Raw genomic sequence first — 18398 nt, forward strand, 5'->3', positions numbered from 1 at the left:
AAACGCACCGATCATCTATGATCGGTGCGTGTCTGTTCTTTTCTATATCGAGCCTTTTCCATGAATCAGAACGCTGAATATTCCGCGGTCAACGATGCTGTGCGCGGGCAGTTTTTTCGCAAAGTGTGGGCGATGATCACGCCTTACTGGCGCAGTGAGGAGAAGGTCAAGGCCTGGACGCTGCTGATTGCAGTGATCGCACTCTCGCTGGTCAGCGTGGGCATCTCGGTGTGGTTCAACACCTGGTACAAGGATTTTTACAACGCGCTGCAAAAGAAGGATGAAGCGGCGTTCTGGAATCTGATTCTCTACTTTTGTGCAATCGCAGCGGTGGCGATTGTCGGTGCCGTATACAGACAATATCTGACGCAGATGCTGACGATCCGCTGGCGGGCGTGGCTGACCGAAAAGCATTTCTCCCGCTGGCTCGCCGACAAGAATTATTACCAGCTGGAGCAGGGCGGTTACACCGATAACCCGGATCAGCGGATTTCCGAAGACCTCAACAGCTTTACCTCCAACACCCTTGAACTGGGTATCGGGCTGTTGCGCAACATCGTCAGTCTGGTGTCGTTCTCGATCATTTTGTGGGGTGTGTCGGGCAGCATCGAAATCTATGGCATCACCATTCCCGGCTACATGTTCTGGTGCGTGCTGGTTTACGCCGTGGTGGGTAGCTGGCTGACGCATTTGATCGGTCGTCGCTTGATCGGTCTGAACAACAAGCAACAACGTTTCGAAGCTGACCTGCGTTTCTCTATGGTGCGGATACGTGAGAACGCCGAGAGTATCGCGTTGTACAACGGTGAGCCGAATGAGAACCGCCGGCTGAGTAACCGTTTCGGGATGGTCTGGCATAACTTCTGGGACATCATGAAAGTGTCCAAGCGCCTGACGTTTTTCACCGCCGGTTACAGCCAGGCCGCCATCATCTTTCCGTTCATCGTTGCTTCGCCGCGTTACCTCGCCGGTAAGATCGAACTTGGCGAGCTGATGCAGATCAGCTCGGCATTCGGCAACGTTCAAGAGAGCTTCAGCTGGTTTATCAACGCGTACCAGAGCCTCGCTTCCTGGCGTGCCACCTGTGATCGTCTGCTGAGTTTCCGCCAGGCGATGACCGACAACGAAGAGCGTCCTCCGGCCATCGATGTACAGAATCAGGGCCGCGAATTGAAGGTGCATGACCTCGGACTGGATCTGGCCGATGGTCGTCATCTGCTGACCAACGCCGATATGACCGTCGAACCGGGTGAGCGCCTGATGCTCAGTGGCCGCTCCGGCAGCGGCAAGTCGACGTTGCTGCGGGCGATGGGCCATTTGTGGCCGGCAGGCCACGGCAGCATTCGACTGCCGGCGGCGCGTTATCTGTTCCTGCCGCAGAAACCCTATCTGCCGATCGGCACTCTGCGAGACGCGCTGAGTTATCCACAACCGGGTGATACGTATTCGTCGGAACGCTACGCCGAGGTGCTGGAAACCTGTCGTTTACCGCATCTGGTCGCCCGTGTAGATGAAGCCAATCACTGGCAGCGCATGCTGTCGCCGGGTGAGCAGCAACGTCTGGCTTTCGCCCGCGCGCTGCTCTATGCGCCGCAATGGCTGTACATGGACGAAGCGACCTCGGCGATGGATGAAGAGGACGAAGCGACGCTGTATCAGGCGCTGATCGATCAGTTGCCGGGGTTGAGCATCGTCAGCGTTGGTCATCGCAGCAGCCTCAAACGCTTCCACCCACGGCATGTGCGGATCGACAGCGGTCATTTGGTTGAGCAGACCGTGAACGCCTGATCACCTCCACTCCTACAGAGAAGCGATGTGAGCCGATCAGTGATCGTACAACCCGCTTGAGCTATGATGCCCCCAAGCCGAATTTTCGAGACAAGATACAGACTATGGAAAACGCGATCGAAACCCCGCGCCTGCCGCGCAAGCGCCGCAGTCTGGCTCAGGAACTGGTGACGGTGCTGAGCGAGCAGATCCGCGATGGCCTGCTCAAGCGCGGCGACAAATTGCCCACTGAGTCGGCGATCATGGAAGCCCATGGCGTCAGCCGTACGGTGGTGCGCGAGGCGATTTCCCGTTTGCAGGCCGCCGGCCAAGTGGAAACCCGCCACGGCATCGGTACCTTCGTGCTCGACACACCGAGCCCGAGCGGTTTTCGTATCGACCCGGCCACCGTCGTTACCCTGCGTGACGTGTTGGCCATTCTTGAACTTCGCATCAGCCTCGAAGTGGAGTCCGCCGGCCTCGCCGCGCAACGCCGCAGCCCCGAGCAACTGGCAACCATGCGTGCCGCCCTCGATGCGCTGAACGACAGTGTCGCCCATGCCAGCGACGCCGTGGCTTCTGACTTCGCGTTTCACCTGGAAATCGCCCTGTCCACGGGCAACCGCTATTTCACCGACATCATGACCCACCTGGGCACCAGCATCATTCCGCGTACCCGGCTGAATTCGGCGCGACTGGCCCATGACGATCAGCAGCACTACATGAATCGCCTGAGCCGTGAGCACGAGGAAATCTACGAGGCCATCGCCCGCCAGGATTCCGATGCGGCCCGTGCGGCCATGCGTCTGCACCTGACCAACAGCCGCGAAAGACTGCGCCAGGCCCATGAAGAGGCGCAGGCGCAGCGGGGGTAACGGCTTAGGCTTCGATACGCAGCATCAGCGGGGCCGAAAACGGCTCCATGCTCGATTCGTCCTGAAACTTGTAGCGCAGTTCAATTTCGCAACTCACGTACGTCTTCAGCACTTCCTTCGGAATCTGCAATTCGATGCCCGTGAGTTTTTCCATCTCGTCCTCGGCGTCATCCCAGGCGCCGGTATCGACTTCTTCGCCTGCCCATTCGGGCTCTTCGGGATCGTCGCCAAGAATGGCGTAGACGCTCCAATTGGCTGCAAAGTCGCTGGAGTCCGGGACCTCAACGATCAGGTGATCGCTCAGTTCCGACAAGTTCACGGTTACCGTTTCAGATGAATGAGGCAAAAATTGCGGGAGTGTGGGTGAGGCTAAAGTCATGAGGGTCGCTCTCCATGCGTAGTGCGCCGTGATCCATTCACGGCGGTTCTGCACGGTAAAAGACTCTCGCGGAAGGTGTTTTAAACCGTTCATTTCCAGTCATTTCAAAGCCCCCTGTAGGAGCTGCCGCAGGCTGCGATCTTTTGACTTTGATTTTAAAAAGCAAGATCAACAGATCGCAGCCTGCGGCAGCTCCTACAGGGGAGGGTTGCGTCAGTGAAGGGGCAGAATTGACCGGTCAACTCTTACGGCGAGCAGGCCGGCAACGGGTTTGGCATCAAAGGTTGCGTAACCTTGGGCATCTACCGTCGCCCGGGCGATCGGCAGGCCTTTGGCCAACAACTCCAGCGGCGCACCCTTGAGCGATTCGCCCGAGGCCAGTTCCAGTTTCAATGTGATCGTCATGGCGGTTCTCCTTGATTAATTGACGTTGCCGGTCGGGTGGTAATCCTTGAGCAGCAGGTAAGTGCTCCAGCCCCACCAGTCGTCGACGGTCGCGGTGTCGTTGAGGTTGTTGACGTCCTTGCGCCGCAACACTTTGCCGCCTTCGGTGCGGAACAGTGGCGAGAAGTTGTTCGCCAGATTCAGTACCGCCGTCAGGTCCGGCAGGCGTTTGAGCGCGGCGAACGCGGAAGGCGCGGGGAGGTTGCCGCTGAGGTAAGCCGCGAACACTTCATCTGCCGAGGTTTGCACCGCTTGATTGACCTGTTGGCGGTTGTCGGCGTCGGTGGCCTCGAAGTAGCGCTTGTCACCGTATGCCCGCCACTGATCACCACGACTGTTTTGTACCTTGAGGCCGAATTTGCTGTCCTCATCGTGCATAAAACGGGTGATCAACGAACCCAGATCGCTCGGTGTCACCACTGCCGCCAGCTCCTTGCGTGGCACCCGCAGGTGGCCGGAGGAAAACAGGTCGGTGAGGAAGTGGTCGGCAAACGCGTTCATCGCGTAAGCCCGTTCCAGTTGCAGCTCATCCTGATTGGCGCGGGCAGCAATGGCGGTTTGCAGCGCGGCGGTGTGGCCGGCGATATAGGCCAGTTTTGCCCATTCGCCAAAGTGGTCTGCGTTATTTGCTGCCAGTTTCAAGTAACGACCAAGCGGGAACAGCGCCGAGACAAAACTGCCGCCACCGGTGATTTTGTTCCACTCTTCGGACAACGTATCTCCTAGCGCGTCGTAGGCTTCGTGCGGTTGTTTCCCGTCCTTGATGGCCTGTTTAACCGCGTCGATCTCTTTTTGCATTACCGCAAGAATCTGCGTGGCTTCGGCCCGTGCGGCGGGCAACACCGCAAGAGAGTCGAAAGCGGCGTTGAAACGTTGCAGGCGATCCACCGGCGTAGCGCCTTCGCTGATCGGGCGATCCGGGATGCCGTAGAAATCACCCCCCAACGCCAGAACCTGGCCGTAAGTGAAGGCTGAGCCGTTCGGCAGGTGCAGTTGCACGTTTTGCGCGAGCACCGGTTCGGCATTTTCGACAAAGCGCAGCAGCGTGTTGTCGCCGATGGCCGTGTGTTCGCCACCTTCGAAGCGTGCCTGCGGCCTGCCTTTAAAGGCGTTTGCGGGGAGGGCAGTGACCGGTTCGACATCGCTGTGGGCATCGGCGATGTGCAGCACCAGATGCGGATTTTCGGCGTCAAAGCCGATGCCGGATTCAGTGAACAGATCATCAAAACGGGCAATGATCGGCTTGGGTTTTTCCTGAGGTTTCGGGTGTAGACCGGACATTTCTTTCTCCTTGATATGTCATCGGAAGGTTTATGTTTAGCTGTATGTATATACAGCTAAACAAACCTTAGCCGAGAAATTTCCTACGTCAAGAAACGATCTTGTCCGACAAAAAGTGCCCGCCAACGATGAAATGCAGTTGACGGTTATCTTTTAAGTTGTACGATGACCTACAACTTCAGCGAGCGCTGAAAGGTTTACTCACAACAATATTGCTACCCAGGGTGTTCGAATAATGAATCCACAAGAACTGAAGTCCATCCTCTCTGCCGGCCTGCTGTCTTTCCCGGTCACTGATTTCAACGCGCAGGGCGATTTCAACCGCGCGGGCTATATCAAGCGTCTGGAATGGCTGGCCCCGTATGGCGCTTCGGCCTTGTTCGCAGCCGGTGGCACGGGTGAGTTCTTCTCCCTGGCCGCCAGCGAATACTCGGAAATCATCAAGACTGCCGTCGACACCTGTGAAACCAGCGTGCCGATCCTCGCTGGCGTTGGCGGTTCGACCCGTCAGGCCATCGAATACGCTCAAGAAGCCGAACGTCTGGGCGCCAAAGGCCTGTTGCTGCTGCCGCACTACCTGACCGAAGCCAGCCAGGACGGCGTTGCCGCCCACGTTGAAGCCGTGTGCAAATCGGTCAAGATCGGCGTGGTCGTCTACAACCGCAACGTCTGCCGCCTGACCGCGCCGCTGCTGGAACGTCTGGCCGAGCGCTGCCCGAACCTGATCGGTTACAAGGACGGTCTGGGCGACATCGAGTTGATGGTGTCGATCCGTCGCCGCCTCGGTGATCGCTTCAGCTACCTGGGTGGTCTGCCGACCGCCGAAGTCTACGCCGCTGCCTATAAGGCGCTGGGCGTGCCGGTTTACTCGTCGGCAGTGTTCAACTTCATTCCGAAAACCGCGATGGATTTCTACCACGCGATTGCCCGTGAAGATCACGCCACCGTCGGCAAGATCATCGATGACTTCTTCCTGCCGTACCTGGACATCCGCAACCGCAAAGCCGGTTACGCCGTGAGCATCGTCAAGGCGGGCGCAAAAATCGCCGGCTATGACGCAGGCCCGGTGCGGGCACCGCTGACCGACCTGACCGGCGAAGAGTACGAAATGCTCGCCGCACTGATCGACAAGCAAGGTGCGCAGTAACACACGACAAACCGAGGCCGCTGAGCAATCAGCGGCTTTTTGCGTGAAGGCTTTTAGTTTCGAGGGCTGTCCCGTGGCAAATGCAAAACGTTACGACAACTACATCAACGGTGAATGGGTCGCCGCTGCCGATTACTCGGCCAACATCAACCCGTCCGAGTTGAGCGACACCATTGGCGATTACGCCAAGGCTGACCTGACTCAGGTTAACGCCGCCATCGACGCCGCCCGCGCGGCGTTCCCGGCGTGGTCGACTTCGGGCATTCAGGCCCGTCACGATTCGCTGGATAAAGTCGGCACGGAAATCCTCGCCCGCCGCGAAGAACTCGGCACTTTGCTGGCTCGGGAAGAGGGCAAAACCCTGCCCGAAGCCATCGGCGAAGTGACCCGCGCCGGCAACATTTTCAAATTCTTCGCCGGTGAATGCCTGCGTCTGTCCGGCGACTACGTGCCGTCGGTGCGCCCGGGCGTCAACGTCGAAGTGACCCGCGAAGCACTCGGCGTGGTCGGCCTGATCACCCCGTGGAATTTCCCGATTGCCATTCCATCGTGGAAGATCGCCCCGGCCCTGGCTTACGGCAACTGCGTAGTGCTCAAACCTGCCGATCTGGTCCCGGGCTGCGCCTGGGCGTTGGCCGAAATCATCTCGCGCGCAGGCTTCCCGGCCGGCGTGTTCAACCTGGTGATGGGCAGCGGTCGTGTCGTCGGTGAGGCGCTGGTCAACAGCCCGAAAATCGATGGCATCAGCTTCACCGGTTCGGTCGGCGTCGGTCGGCAGATCGCGGTCAACTGTGTGTCGCGTCAGGCCAAGGTTCAGTTGGAAATGGGCGGCAAGAACCCGCAGATCATTCTCGACGACGCCGACCTCAAGCAAGCGGTCGAACTGTCGGTGCAGAGCGCGTTCTACTCCACCGGTCAGCGTTGCACCGCGTCGAGCCGCTTGATCGTTACCGCCGGGATTCACGACAAATTCGTTGAAGCCATGGCCGAACGCATGAAGTCGATCAAGGTCGGTCACGCGTTGAAATCCGGCACCGATATCGGTCCAGTGGTTTCGCAAGCGCAGCTTGAGCAGGACATGAAGTACATCGACATCGGCCAGTCCGAAGGTGCACGTCTGGTCAGCGGCGGTGGTCTGGTGACCTGCGACACCGAGGGCTACTTCCTCGCGCCGACCCTGTTTGCCGACAGCGAAGCCTCGATGCGGATCAGCCGCGAAGAGATTTTCGGCCCAGTGGCGAACATCGTCCGCGTCGCCGATTACGACGCCGCACTGGCCATGGCCAACGACACCGAATTCGGTTTGTCGGCGGGCATTGCCACCACGTCGCTGAAGTACGCCAACCACTTCAAGCGCCACTCGCAGGCCGGGATGGTGATGGTCAACCTGCCGACGGCGGGCGTGGATTACCACGTTCCATTCGGTGGGCGTAAGGGTTCATCCTATGGATCACGTGAGCAAGGCCGCTATGCGCAAGAGTTCTACACGGTCGTGAAGACCAGCTACATCGGCTCCTGAATGGAGCACGCGGTGTCGACCCTGACACCGCAATCCCTGTAGGAGCTGCCGCAGGCTGCGATCTTTTGATCCTGATCTTAAAAACAAGATCAAAAGATCGCAGCCTTCGGCAGCTCCTACAGGGAATAAAAGCCAGACCAAAGAAGATTCACCCGCGCATAAAAATAATCAGTGGGAGTACATCTACATGCAATCGTCCAAGCCGACTCACGTCCGCTATTTGATCCTGCTCATGCTGTTTCTGGTGACCACGATCAACTACGCCGACCGCGCCACCATCGCGATCGCCGGTTCCAGCCTGCAAAAAGACCTCGGTATCGACGCGGTCACCCTCGGTTACATCTTCTCCGCATTCGGTTGGGCCTACGTGGCCGGGCAAATCCCCGGTGGCTGGTTGCTCGATCGCTTCGGCTCGAAAAAAGTCTATGCCCTGAGCATTTTCACCTGGTCGCTGTTCACCGTGCTGCAAGGCTTTGTCGGTGAATTCGGCATGTCCACGGCGATTGTTGCGCTGTTCATGCTGCGCTTCTTGGTCGGCCTGGCTGAAGCGCCGTCCTTCCCCGGTAACGCACGCATTGTCGCTGCCTGGTTTCCAACTGCTGAACGCGGTACCGCCTCGGCGATTTTCAACTCGGCGCAATACTTTGCCACCGTGTTGTTCGCCCCACTGATGGGCTGGATCGTTTACAGCTTTGGCTGGGAGCACGTGTTCATCGTCATGGGTATTCTCGGGATCGTCTTCTCGCTGATCTGGCTGAAAGTGATCTACAGCCCGCGCGAACACCCGCGCATCAATGATGCCGAGTTCAAACACATCGCCGAAAACGGCGGCATGGTCGACATGGACCAGCGCGGCAAAAAATCCGACGGCCCGAAGTGGGATTACATTCGTCAGTTGCTGACCAATCGCATGATGCTCGGCGTATACCTGGGCCAATACTGCATCAACGGCATCACTTACTTCTTCCTGACCTGGTTCCCGGTTTATCTGGTGCAAGAGCGTGGCATGACCATTCTCAAGGCGGGTTTCATTGCGTCCTTGCCGGCGATCTGCGGTTTCATCGGTGGTGTGCTCGGCGGGGTGATTTCCGATTACCTGCTGCGTAAGGGTCATTCTCTGACCTTCGCCCGCAAGGCGCCGATCATCGCCGGCCTCCTGGTGTCCAGCAGCATCGTGGCTTGCAACTATGTCGATGTTGAGTGGATGGTGGTCGGCTTCATGGCCCTGGCATTCTTCGGCAAAGGCGTTGGCGCACTGGGTTGGGCAGTGGTTTCCGACACCTCGCCGAAACAGATTGCCGGTCTGAGCGGTGGCCTGTTCAACACCTTCGGCAACATCGCTTCGATCACCACGCCGATCGTGATTGGCTACATCATCAGCTCCACCGGTTCGTTCAAGTGGGCGCTGGTGTTCGTCGGTGCCAACGCACTGGTCGCGGTGTTCAGCTATCTGGTGATCGTTGGCCCGATCAAGCGTGTCGTGTTGAAAGAGCCGCCAACCCAAGGTGGTACTGAAGCCACCGGCAAATTGTCTCAAGCGCATTCCTGAGGAGCGGCGTCATGCAGTTGATTGAACATTCCGACTCGCCGCGCTACATCCGCCTGCACGAGCGGGACAACGTCGTGGTTGTGGTCAATGACCAGGGCGTACCGGCCGGCACTGAATTCGCCGATGGCCTGGTGACGCTGGATTTTGTGCCGCAAAGCCACAAGGTCACTCTGGAGGACATTCCCGAGGGCGGCCAGGTGATTCGCTACGGCCAGATCATCGGTTATGCCTTGCAGCCGATCCGCCGTGGCAGTTGGGTCAAGGAAGATCAACTGCGCATGCCGACCGCGCCGCCGCTGAACAGCCTGCCGCTGTCGACCGAGGTGCCGGACGCTCAGGCACCACTGGAAGGCTTCACCTTCGAGGGGTATCGCAACGCCGACGGCACGGTCGGCACGCGCAACATCCTCGGCATCACCACCACCGTGCAATGCGTGACTGGCGTGCTCGATCACGCGGTGAAACGCATCAAGGAAGAACTGCTGCCGAAGTACCCGCACGTCGATGACGTAGTCGCATTGACCCACAGTTACGGCTGCGGCGTGGCGATCACGGCCACCGATGCCTACATCCCGATTCGCACCGTGCGCAATCTGGCACGCAACCCGAACCTGGGTGGCGAGGCGTTGGTGATCGGTCTGGGCTGCGAGAAATTGCAGGCCGCGCAGGTGATGCACGAGGACGATGCTTCGGTGGATCTCAGCGAGCCGTGGCTGTATCGCTTGCAGGATTCCAGTCACGGTTTTACCGAGATGATCGAGCAGATCATGGAACTGGCTGAAGTCCGCTTGAAGAAGCTCGACCAGCGTCGCCGCGAAACCGTACCAGCGTCCGAGCTGATCCTCGGCATGCAGTGCGGCGGCAGCGACGCGTTCTCCGGCATCACCGCCAACCCGGCGCTGGGATACGCCTCGGACTTGCTGCTGCGCGCGGGGGCGACGGTGATGTTTTCCGAAGTCACCGAAGTGCGTGATGCGATTTATCTACTGACTTCTCGCGCCCAGACCAAGGCTGTCGCCGAGGAACTGGTGCGCGAGATGGACTGGTACGACCGTTATCTGGCCAAGGGCGAAGCGGATCGCAGCGCCAACACCACGCCGGGCAACAAGAAGGGCGGGTTGTCGAACATTGTCGAGAAGTCATTGGGCTCGATCGTCAAATCCGGCAGCAGCGCGATCAACGGCGTGCTTGGCCCGGGCGAGCGCTTCAAGCAGAAGGGGCTGATTTTCTGTGCGACCCCGGCCAGTGATTTTGTCTGCGGCACGTTGCAGTTGGCGGCAGGGATGAACCTGCATGTCTTCACCACGGGGCGCGGCACGCCGTATGGCTTGGCGATGGCGCCGGTGGTGAAGGTCTCGACGCGTACTGAACTGGCGCAGCGTTGGCCTGACTTGATCGACATCGACGCCGGGCGGATTGCCACCGGGCGCGCGACGATCGAGGAGTTGGGCTGGGAGTTGTTCCACTACTACCTGGCCGTGGCGAGCGGCAAGCAGCAGACCTGGGCGGAGAAGCACAAGCTGCATAACGACATTACGTTGTTCAATCCGGCGCCGATTACCTGAGTTTTGGGGGGAGGTCAAAAGCTTACCCTCACCCCAGCCCTCTCCCGGAGGGAGAGGGGGCCGATTCGGGAATATTTTAGAAGTACATCGACCTGAAAGTGCTTGGCTGAATCCATAATCGACTCGCACTTTCAGGTCGATGTATAGCGAAAGACACCTCGGTCAGTCCCCTCTCCCTCCGGGAGAGGGTTAGGGTGAGGGGCTCTTGAAGCTTTTGGCTTATCATTAGCCCCCTAACGACGCTCACCCAAGGCTCCCCGGCATGCTGGCAATCTTCCTCGAAACCCTGAACATCACCGCGCCGGTGTTTGCCATGCTGTTTCTCGGTGTGCTGCTCAAGCGCATCGACTGGATCAACGACAACTTCATCCACACGGCCTCGTCGCTGGTGTTCAACGTCACCATGCCGGCGTTGCTGTTCCTTGGCATCCTGCATGCCGACTTGCACGCCGCGTTGCAACCGGCACTGCTGATCTATTTCTCCATTGCCACGCTGGTGAGTTTTGCTGTGGCCTGGGGCTGGGCGATTTTGCGCTGTCGGCGTGAAGATCGCGGCATCTATACCCAAGGCGCGTTTCGCGGCAACAACGGTGTGATCGGCCTGGCACTGGCCGCGAGCATGTACGGCGAGTACGGGATTTCCCTCGGGGCGATTCTCGCGGCGCTGGTGATCCTGTTTTACAACACGCTGTCGACCATCGTGCTGGCGGTGTACAGCCCGGTGATCAAGTCCGATCCGTGGAGCATCTGCAAAAGCGTTTTCAGCAATCCGCTGATCATCAGCGTGATCGCGGCGGCGCCGTTTGCCTATTTCAAGATCGGTCTGCCGGGGTGGCTGGAAACCTCCGGCCAGTATCTGGCGCAGACCACTTTGCCGCTGGCGCTGATCTGCATCGGCGGCACTTTGTCGCTGGCGGCGCTGCGCAAGAGCGGCAACATGGCGCTCAGTTCCAGTCTGGTGAAGATGATCGGCCTGCCGGTGCTGGCGACGTTCGGCGCATGGCTATGCGGTTTTCGCGGGGCTGAACTGGGGATTCTGTTTCTGTACTTCGGCAGCCCGACGGCGGCAGCCAGTTTTGTCATGGCCCGGGCGGCGCAGGGCAATCACGAGCTGGCGGCGGCGATCATTGTGCTGACCACTCTGATGGCGGCGATCACCACCAATGTCGGGATCTTCTTTTTGCAGTGGGGCGGGTGGATCTGACCGGCAAGATCAAAAGATCGCAGCCTGCGGCAGCTCACAGGATTGCGTTCCCCTGTAGGAGCTGCCGAAGGCTGCGATCTTTTAGCTCTTCTGGTAACTGTCGATCACTTCCTGCGCTGCCCGAAACGCATCGATCGCCGCCGGCACACCGGCATATACCGCACAATGCAGCAGCGCCTCGCGAATCTCATCCACTGTGCAGCCATTGTTCAGCGCTCCGCGCACATGACCTTTCAGCTCTTGCGGACATTTCAAGGCAGTCAGCGCAGCAAGCGTGATCAAACTGCGGGTCTTCAACGGCAGGCCTTCGCGGTTCCACACGCCACCCCAGGCATGCTCATTGACGAAATCCTGCAGCGGCTGGGTGAATTCCGTGGCGTTGCCCAGCGCCCGATCAACAAACGCATCGCCCATTACCTGGCGGCGGACTTCAACCCCGGACTTCTTCGACTCGGTCATGGCATATCCTTTTTGTGGTGTTGGCGGCGCCAGGCGATGACTGACGTGATCAGCAAAAACGTCAGCAGCGTCGGCAAGACGTAAAACAACATCAGCCGCTCAAGCTTGCCGGCCAGCGGCATGCCGGTGGTGAACGACACCACATGCAGCCCGTACGCCAGATACAAACCAAGCAGCAGCAGACCTTCGGCGCGGGTCACGCGGTAGCCGGAATAGAACACCGGCAGACACAGCGCTGCGACACCGAGCATCACCGGCAAGTCGAAATCCAGCGCATTGGGCGACACCGACAGCGGTGTCGGCGCGATCAACGCGGTGATGCCGAGTACCCCGAGCAAGTTGAAAAGATTGGCACCGATCACGTTGCCTACCGCAATGTCCCGTTGCCCGCGCAATGCGGCGATCAGCGAGGTCGCGAGTTCCGGCAGCGAGGTGCCGACGGCCACCACGGTCAGGCCGATGACGCGCTCGGAAAATCCAAGATCGGTCGCCACCACAACGGCAGCGCCCAACAGCAGATGTCCGGCGAAGACCAACATCGCCAGACCGACAATGATCATCAGCGAACAACCGATCCAGGACGTCTGCGCTGCTTCGGGATGCTCCGAATGCGGTCGTGTCGAGTGCCGTGACTGGCGCAGCAGCAAACCAAGGTATAGCGCCAGTGCGCCCAGTAAGAGGATGCCGTCGATGCGACCGATTTCCTCATTCCACGCCAGAACGAACACCAGCAGGCAGGCACCGATCATCAGCGGAATATCGAGGCGCACCAGTTGCCGCGACACGCGCAGCGGAATGATCAGCGCCGACAAGCCGAGGGTCACGAGGATGTTGAAGATGCTGCTGCCGACCACGCTACCGACGGCGATGTCGGGATTGTGCGCCAGTGCGGCTTGCAGACTGACCGCCATCTGCGGGGCGCTGCTGCCTAGGGCGACGATGGTCAGGCCGATGATCAGTGGCCGTACATTCAGTCGCGCGGCGAGGCGCACCGCTGCGCGCACCATCAGTTCGGCACCGAAGATCAGCAGGCATAGCCCGGCGAGCAATTCGATCACGCTGATCAGCGGTAAATCGGTCAGTCCGAAAATGGTCGGCGCTCCATCAGTCGAGGGCCTGAATGCGGACCCGCGCAGTACCGGCGCGCAGCATGCCGATCTGGTTTGCGGCCTCGCGGGACAGGTCGATCAGTCGGCCACGGGTATGGGGGCCGCGGTCGTTGATACGCACCACGACGGATTCGTCATTCTTCAGATTGGTGACCTTTACCCGGGTGCCGAACGGCAACTGGCGATGGGCGGCGGTCAGGCCATGCTGGTTGAACGCTTCGCCGCTGGCGGTGCGTTTACCGTGGTGTTTGGCTCCGTAATAGGAGGCGACGCCGGTCTGGTCGTAACCGTGCGGGTCGATGGTGTCGGTGCTGGCGCATCCGGCCAGTAAAGAGAGCAGGGCGCAGCTGACTAACAGACGCTTCATTCAAAGGTTTCCCGAAACAAATGTGGGAGCGACCTGTGGCGAGGGGATTTATCCCCGTTGGACTGCGCAGCAGTCCCAAAATCTGAGAACTCGGTTTATCTGGTGCAAATCAAGCTCAGCAATTGGGGCCGCTTCGCGGCCCAACGGGGATAAATCCCCTCGCCACAGGTTACTCCCACAAGGGGTGGAGCCAGGATGTGGATCTGGCTCCATTGTGGTCAGCCTTCGAGCTTGCTTTTCAGCAGTTCGTTCACTTGCTGCGGGTTGGCCTTGCCTTTGGAGGCTTTCATGGCCTGTCCGACGAAGAAGCCGAACATCTTGCCGCGTTTGGCTTCGTCTGCCGCGCGGTATTGCTCGACCTGCTCGGCATTGGCCGCGAGCATTTCGTCCAGCACCGCCGAGATCGCGCCGCTGTCGGTGACTTGCTTGAGACCGCGTTTTTCGATGATCTCGTCCGCGCTGCCTTCGCCGTTGGCCATCGCTTCGAACACAACCTTGGCGATCTTGCCGGAGATGGTGTTGTCCTTGATGCGCTGCAGCATGCCGCCCAGCAGTTCAGCGGAAACCGGCGACTCGTCGATGTCCAGGCCTTGCTTGTTGAGCAGGCTGCCCAACTCGACCATCACCCAGTTCGCCGCCAGTTTGGCGTCGCCGCCGATGGCTGCAACTTTCTCGAAGTAGTCGGCTTGTTCGCGGCTGGTGGCCAGCACGCTAGCGTCGTAGACCGACAGACCGAATTGCTCCTGGAAGCGCTCGCGTTTCTGCGGAGGCAGTTCCGGCAGGGTGGCGCGCACCTCGCCCAGGAACGACTCTTCGATGACCACGGGCAGCAGGTCCGGATCGGGGAAGTAACGGTAGTCGTTGGCTTCCTCTTTGGAGCGCATCGGACGGGTTTCGTCCTTGTTCGGATCGTACAGACGGGTCTGCTGGATCACTTTGCCGCCGTCTTCGATCAGCTCGATCTGACGCTGGATCTCGGAGTTGATCGCCTTCTCGATGAAACGGAACGAGTTGACGTTCTTGATCTCGCAGCGCGTGCCGAAGGCTTCCTGACCTTTCGGACGGATCGACACGTTGCAGTCGCAACGCAGCGAACCTTCGGCCATGTTGCCATCGCAGATGCCCAGGTAACGCACCAGCGCGTGGATCGCCTTGACGTAAGCCACGGCTTCCTTGGCGCTGCGCATGTCCGGCTCGGAGACGATTTCCAGCAGCGGCGTGCCGGCACGGTTCAGGTCGATGCCGGTAGCACCGTTGAATTCCTCGTGCAGGCTCTTGCCGGCGTCTTCTTCCAGGTGCGCACGGGTGATGCCGACACGTTTGACCGTGCCGTCTTCCAGCGCGATGTCCAGGTGTCCCTTGCCGACGATCGGCAATTCCATCTGGCTGATCTGGTAGCCCTTCGGCAGGTCCGGGTAAAAGTAGTTTTTACGGGCGAACACGTTGTGCTGACCGATCTCGGCGTCAATCGCCAGACCGAACATCACCGCCATGCGCACTGCTTCCTGGTTCAGCACCGGCAAAACGCCGGGCATGCCCAGGTCGATCAGACTCGCCTGAGTATTCGGCTCGGAGCCGAACGTGGTCGAACTACCGGAAAAGATTTTCGACCGGGTGGTGAGCTGGGTATGAATCTCCAGCCCGATCACGACTTCCCATTGCATGTGTGTCTCCTCAGAAGCCGGTTGGGGTGCGGGTGTGCCAGTCAGTGTTCAACTGATACTGATGCGCAACGTTGAGCAAACGGCCTTCCTGGAAATACGGAGCGAGCAGTTGCACGCCAACCGGCAGACCGTCGACAAAACCGGCCGGCATCGACAGGCCCGGCAGGCCCGCGAGGTTGGCGGTGATGGTGTAGACGTCTTCCAGATAGGCAGCGACCGGGTCGCTGTTCTTGGCGCCGAGTTTCCAGGCCGGGTTCGGCGTGGTCGGGCCGAGGATGATGTCGACTTCATTAAAGGCAGCCATGAAGTCGTTCTTCACCAGACGACGGATTTTCTGCGCCTTCAGGTAGTAGGCGTCGTAGTAACCGGCGGACAGCGCATAGGCACCGACCATGATCCGGCGCTGTACTTCAGGCCCGAAGCCTTCGCCACGTGAGCGCTTGTACAGGTCGATCAAGTCTTTCGGGTGCTCGCAACGGTGGCCGAAACGCACGCCGTCGAAACGCGAGAGGTTCGAAGAAGCTTCGGCCGGGGCGATCACGTAGTACGCAGGAATCGCGTGCTGCATGTTCGGCAGGCTGATTTCCTTGATCACGGCTCCGAGCTTCTGCAGCTCTTTGATGCTGTTCTGGATCAGCTCGGCGATACGCGGGTCGAGACCGGCGCTGAAGTATTCCTTCGGCACACCGATGCGCAGGCCTTGCAGCGACGTGTTGAGGCTGGCGGAGTAATCCGGCACGGGCTCATCGATGCTGGTGGAGTCGTTCTGATCGAAGCCGGCCATACCTTGCAACAAAATTGCGCAGTCTTCGGCAGTGCGCGCCAACGGGCCGCCCTGATCGAGGCTGGAAGCGTAAGCAATCATGCCCCAGCGCGAAACGCGACCGTAGGTCGGTTTCAGGCCAGTGAGGTTGGTGAACGCGGCCGGCTGACGGATCGAACCACCGGTGTCGGTGGCAGTGGCCGCAGGCAACAGACGAGCGGCAACGGCCGCCGCCGAACCACCGGACGAACCGCCAGGCACGTGTTCCAGGTTCCACGGGTTTTTCACTGCGCCGTACCAGCTCGACTCGTTGGCCGAACCCATGGCGAATTCGTCCATGTTGGTCTTGCCCAGGGTCACGGCACCGGCTGCGGCCAGTTTCGCGACCACGGTGGCGTCATACGGGGCCTTGAAGTTGTCGAGCATCTTCGAGCCGCAACTGGTGCGGATGCCCTGGGTGCAGAACAGGTCTTTGTGGGCGATCGGCGCACCAAGCAGCGCGCCGCTCTCACCGTTGGCCCGGCGTACGTCGGCGGCTTTCGCCTGCTCGATGGCCAGCTCTTCGGTGAGGCTGATGAAACTGTTGAGCTGCGGGTCGAGCTGGGTGATACGCGCCAGCAGGACTTTGGTCAGCTCTTCGGAGGAAAACTTTTTATCGGCGAGACCGCGGGCGATCTCGGCCAGAGTCATTTGATGCATTGCAGGCTCTTTCCCTTTAGTCGATGACTTTCGGAACCAGATACAGGCCGTTTTCGACCGCTGGTGCGATGGACTGATAGGCCTCGCGATGATTGGTCTCGGTCACGACGTCGGCGCGCAGGCGCTGACTGGCTTCCAGCGGGTGGGCCAGAGGCTCGATACCGTCGGTATTAACAGCCTGCATTTCGTCGACCAGCCCGAGAATGCTGTTGAGGGCGGAAGTAATGTGCGGAAGATCGGCATCATTGAGGCCAAGGCAGGCCAAATGAGCGATTTTTTCCACGTCGGAGCGTTCTAGCGCCATCGGGATTCTCCAGTGGAAAACAGAACGGACGGCGTCCGTGTGTTAGATTGTCGGAACACTACCGCACTTCTACGGTCATAAGGCCGCGATTGTGGGGCTTGGTGCACAGAAAAGCGGCCAATTTAACATATTGGCGCCTTGCCCAAAATCCCTGTCGTTGTTAGAGTTTGCCGCACTTTTTTACCCACGCGTTGCCTAGGGTCCCTTTCCCATGTTCAAGAAACTGCGTGGCATGTTTTCCAGCGATCTTTCCATTGACCTGGGCACTGCCAACACCCTTATTTACGTGCGCGAGCGCGGTATCGTCCTGAATGAGCCATCGGTTGTGGCCATTCGGACACACGGTAATCAGAAAAGTGTCGTTGCTGTCGGCACCGAGGCCAAGCGCATGCTCGGCCGTACGCCGGGCAACATTGCTGCCATTCGTCCGATGAAGGACGGCGTGATCGCCGACTTCAGCGTCTGCGAAAAGATGCTGCAATACTTCATCAACAAGGTTCACGAAAACAGCTTTCTGCAGCCTAGCCCTCGTGTGCTGATCTGCGTTCCATGCAAATCCACCCAGGTTGAGCGTCGTGCCATCCGTGAATCGGCTCTTGGTGCCGGTGCGCGTGAAGTGTTCCTGATCGAAGAGCCAATGGCTGCTGCGATCGGTGCCGGCCTGCCGGTAGAAGAAGCGCGCGGTTCGATGGTCGTCGATATCGGTGGTGGTACTACCGAAATCGCGCTGATCTCCCTGAACGGTGTGGTTTACGCCGAATCCGTCCGCGTTGGCGGCGACCGTTTCGATGAAGCGATCATCACTTATGTGCGCCGCAACTACGGCAGCCTGATCGGCGAATCCACCGCCGAGCGCATCAAGCAGGAAATCGGTACGGCCTACCCGGGTGGCGAAGTTCGCGAAGTCGACGTTCGCGGTCGCAATCTGGCTGAAGGCGTTCCACGCGCATTCACCCTGAACTCCAACGAAGTGCTGGAAGCTCTGCAAGAGTCCCTGGCCACCATCGTTCAGGCCGTGAAAAGCGCCCTGGAGCAGTCGCCGCCGGAACTGGCTTCCGACATCGCCGAGCGTGGCCTGGTGCTGACCGGTGGTGGCGCGCTGCTGCGTGACCTCGACAAGTTGCTGGCTCAGGAAACCGGTCTGCCGGTGATCGTTGCCGAAGATCCGCTGACTTGCGTTGCTCGCGGCGGTGGCCGTGCATTGGAAATGATGGATAAGCACACCATGGATCTGCTCTCGAGCGAATAAGTCGCCGAGTGCAATACGTGGGTGAGCGCGCAGGCAGCACTTTGCAGTGCTGCC

17 protein-coding genes are annotated in these 18398 nt (G+C 59.5%); 8 read left to right on the top strand and 9 right to left on the bottom strand.

The window, feature by feature from the left end; genetic code table 11:
• Window positions 1–60: 60 nt before the first annotated feature.
• Together ACA043_RS04095 and ACA043_RS04100 are read left to right on the top strand one after the other, a co-directional pair.
• On the top strand, window positions 61–1788 hold the full coding sequence (locus tag ACA043_RS04095) for an ABC transporter ATP-binding protein/permease (protein ID WP_497658659.1): 1728 nt from the start codon (window positions 61–63) through the stop codon (window positions 1786–1788).
• A 104-nt stretch (window positions 1789–1892) separates the two neighbouring features.
• Window positions 1893–2642, top strand: a complete 750-nt coding sequence (locus tag ACA043_RS04100) for a FadR/GntR family transcriptional regulator (RefSeq protein ID WP_187676755.1) — start codon at window positions 1893–1895, stop codon at window positions 2640–2642.
• A 4-nt stretch (window positions 2643–2646) separates the two neighbouring features.
• Here the strand turns inward: ACA043_RS04100 and ACA043_RS04105 are convergent, their stop codons facing one another.
• From ACA043_RS04105 to ACA043_RS04115, 3 genes are all read right to left on the bottom strand, one after another.
• Window positions 2647–2961 (bottom strand): hypothetical protein, encoded by a 315-nt coding sequence (locus ACA043_RS04105; RefSeq protein WP_489879241.1) that lies wholly within the window; start codon window positions 2959–2961, stop codon window positions 2647–2649.
• Between the two features lie 273 nt (window positions 2962–3234).
• Window positions 3235–3426 carry a hypothetical protein gene (locus tag ACA043_RS04110; RefSeq protein WP_497658660.1) on the bottom strand — a complete coding sequence of 64 codons (192 nt, stop codon included), beginning with the start codon at window positions 3424–3426 and terminating at the stop codon, window positions 3235–3237.
• A gap of 15 nt (window positions 3427–3441) precedes the next feature.
• Window positions 3442–4746, bottom strand: a complete 1305-nt coding sequence (locus ACA043_RS04115; RefSeq protein WP_497658661.1) for a phospholipase — start codon at window positions 4744–4746, stop codon at window positions 3442–3444.
• Window positions 4747–4981: 235 nt separating this feature from the next.
• Here ACA043_RS04115 and kdgD point away from each other — a divergent pair, with 235 nt between their 5' ends.
• The 5 genes from kdgD (at window position 4982) to ACA043_RS04140 (ending at window position 11730) form a co-directional block, all read left to right on the top strand.
• A complete protein-coding gene (kdgD, locus tag ACA043_RS04120; protein WP_042557640.1) occupies window positions 4982–5893 on the top strand; it encodes a 5-dehydro-4-deoxyglucarate dehydratase in 912 nt (303 codons plus the stop codon).
• 73 nt (window positions 5894–5966) lie between these two features.
• Entirely contained in the window at window positions 5967–7412 is a 1446-nt protein-coding gene (locus ACA043_RS04125; RefSeq protein WP_401271921.1) for an aldehyde dehydrogenase family protein, read from the top strand.
• A gap of 88 nt (window positions 7413–7500) precedes the next feature.
• Complete coding sequence (locus ACA043_RS04130; RefSeq protein ID WP_497618193.1) at window positions 7501–8961, top strand: MFS transporter; 1461 nt, start codon at window positions 7501–7503, stop codon at window positions 8959–8961.
• Window positions 8962–8972: 11 nt separating this feature from the next.
• Window positions 8973–10526, top strand: a complete 1554-nt coding sequence (gene garD, locus ACA043_RS04135; protein ID WP_497658662.1) for a galactarate dehydratase — start codon at window positions 8973–8975, stop codon at window positions 10524–10526.
• Window positions 10527–10788: 262 nt separating this feature from the next.
• Window positions 10789–11730, top strand: coding sequence for an AEC family transporter (locus tag ACA043_RS04140; RefSeq protein ID WP_497658663.1), 942 nt, complete (start codon window positions 10789–10791; stop codon window positions 11728–11730).
• An 81-nt stretch (window positions 11731–11811) separates the two neighbouring features.
• Here ACA043_RS04140 and ACA043_RS04145 read toward each other — a convergent pair whose 3' ends face one another.
• From ACA043_RS04145 to gatC, 6 genes are all read right to left on the bottom strand, one after another.
• Window positions 11812–12189 (bottom strand): carboxymuconolactone decarboxylase family protein, encoded by a 378-nt coding sequence (locus ACA043_RS04145; protein ID WP_489879236.1) that lies wholly within the window; start codon window positions 12187–12189, stop codon window positions 11812–11814.
• A complete protein-coding gene (locus tag ACA043_RS04150) occupies window positions 12186–13247 on the bottom strand; it encodes a calcium/sodium antiporter (RefSeq protein ID WP_489879235.1) in 1062 nt (353 codons plus the stop codon). The genes ACA043_RS04145 and ACA043_RS04150 overlap by 4 nt, the downstream gene beginning before the upstream one ends.
• A gap of 46 nt (window positions 13248–13293) precedes the next feature.
• A complete protein-coding gene (locus ACA043_RS04155; RefSeq protein WP_187676764.1) occupies window positions 13294–13665 on the bottom strand; it encodes a septal ring lytic transglycosylase RlpA family protein in 372 nt (123 codons plus the stop codon).
• A gap of 218 nt (window positions 13666–13883) precedes the next feature.
• On the bottom strand, window positions 13884–15329 hold the full coding sequence (gene gatB, locus ACA043_RS04160) for an Asp-tRNA(Asn)/Glu-tRNA(Gln) amidotransferase subunit GatB (protein WP_489879234.1): 1446 nt from the start codon (window positions 15327–15329) through the stop codon (window positions 13884–13886).
• 10 nt (window positions 15330–15339) lie between these two features.
• Window positions 15340–16791, bottom strand: coding sequence for an Asp-tRNA(Asn)/Glu-tRNA(Gln) amidotransferase subunit GatA (gatA, locus tag ACA043_RS04165; RefSeq protein ID WP_401271916.1), 1452 nt, complete (start codon window positions 16789–16791; stop codon window positions 15340–15342).
• A 16-nt stretch (window positions 16792–16807) separates the two neighbouring features.
• Window positions 16808–17095, bottom strand: a complete 288-nt coding sequence (gatC, locus tag ACA043_RS04170) for an Asp-tRNA(Asn)/Glu-tRNA(Gln) amidotransferase subunit GatC (RefSeq protein ID WP_007901429.1) — start codon at window positions 17093–17095, stop codon at window positions 16808–16810.
• A gap of 211 nt (window positions 17096–17306) precedes the next feature.
• On the opposite strand from gatC, the gene mreB reads away from it, so the two are divergent.
• On the top strand, window positions 17307–18344 hold the full coding sequence (gene mreB, locus ACA043_RS04175) for a rod shape-determining protein MreB (RefSeq protein WP_002555108.1): 1038 nt from the start codon (window positions 17307–17309) through the stop codon (window positions 18342–18344).
• Window positions 18345–18398 lie beyond the last annotated feature (54 nt).

Source organism: Pseudomonas sp. LBUM1648, assembly GCF_059716145.1.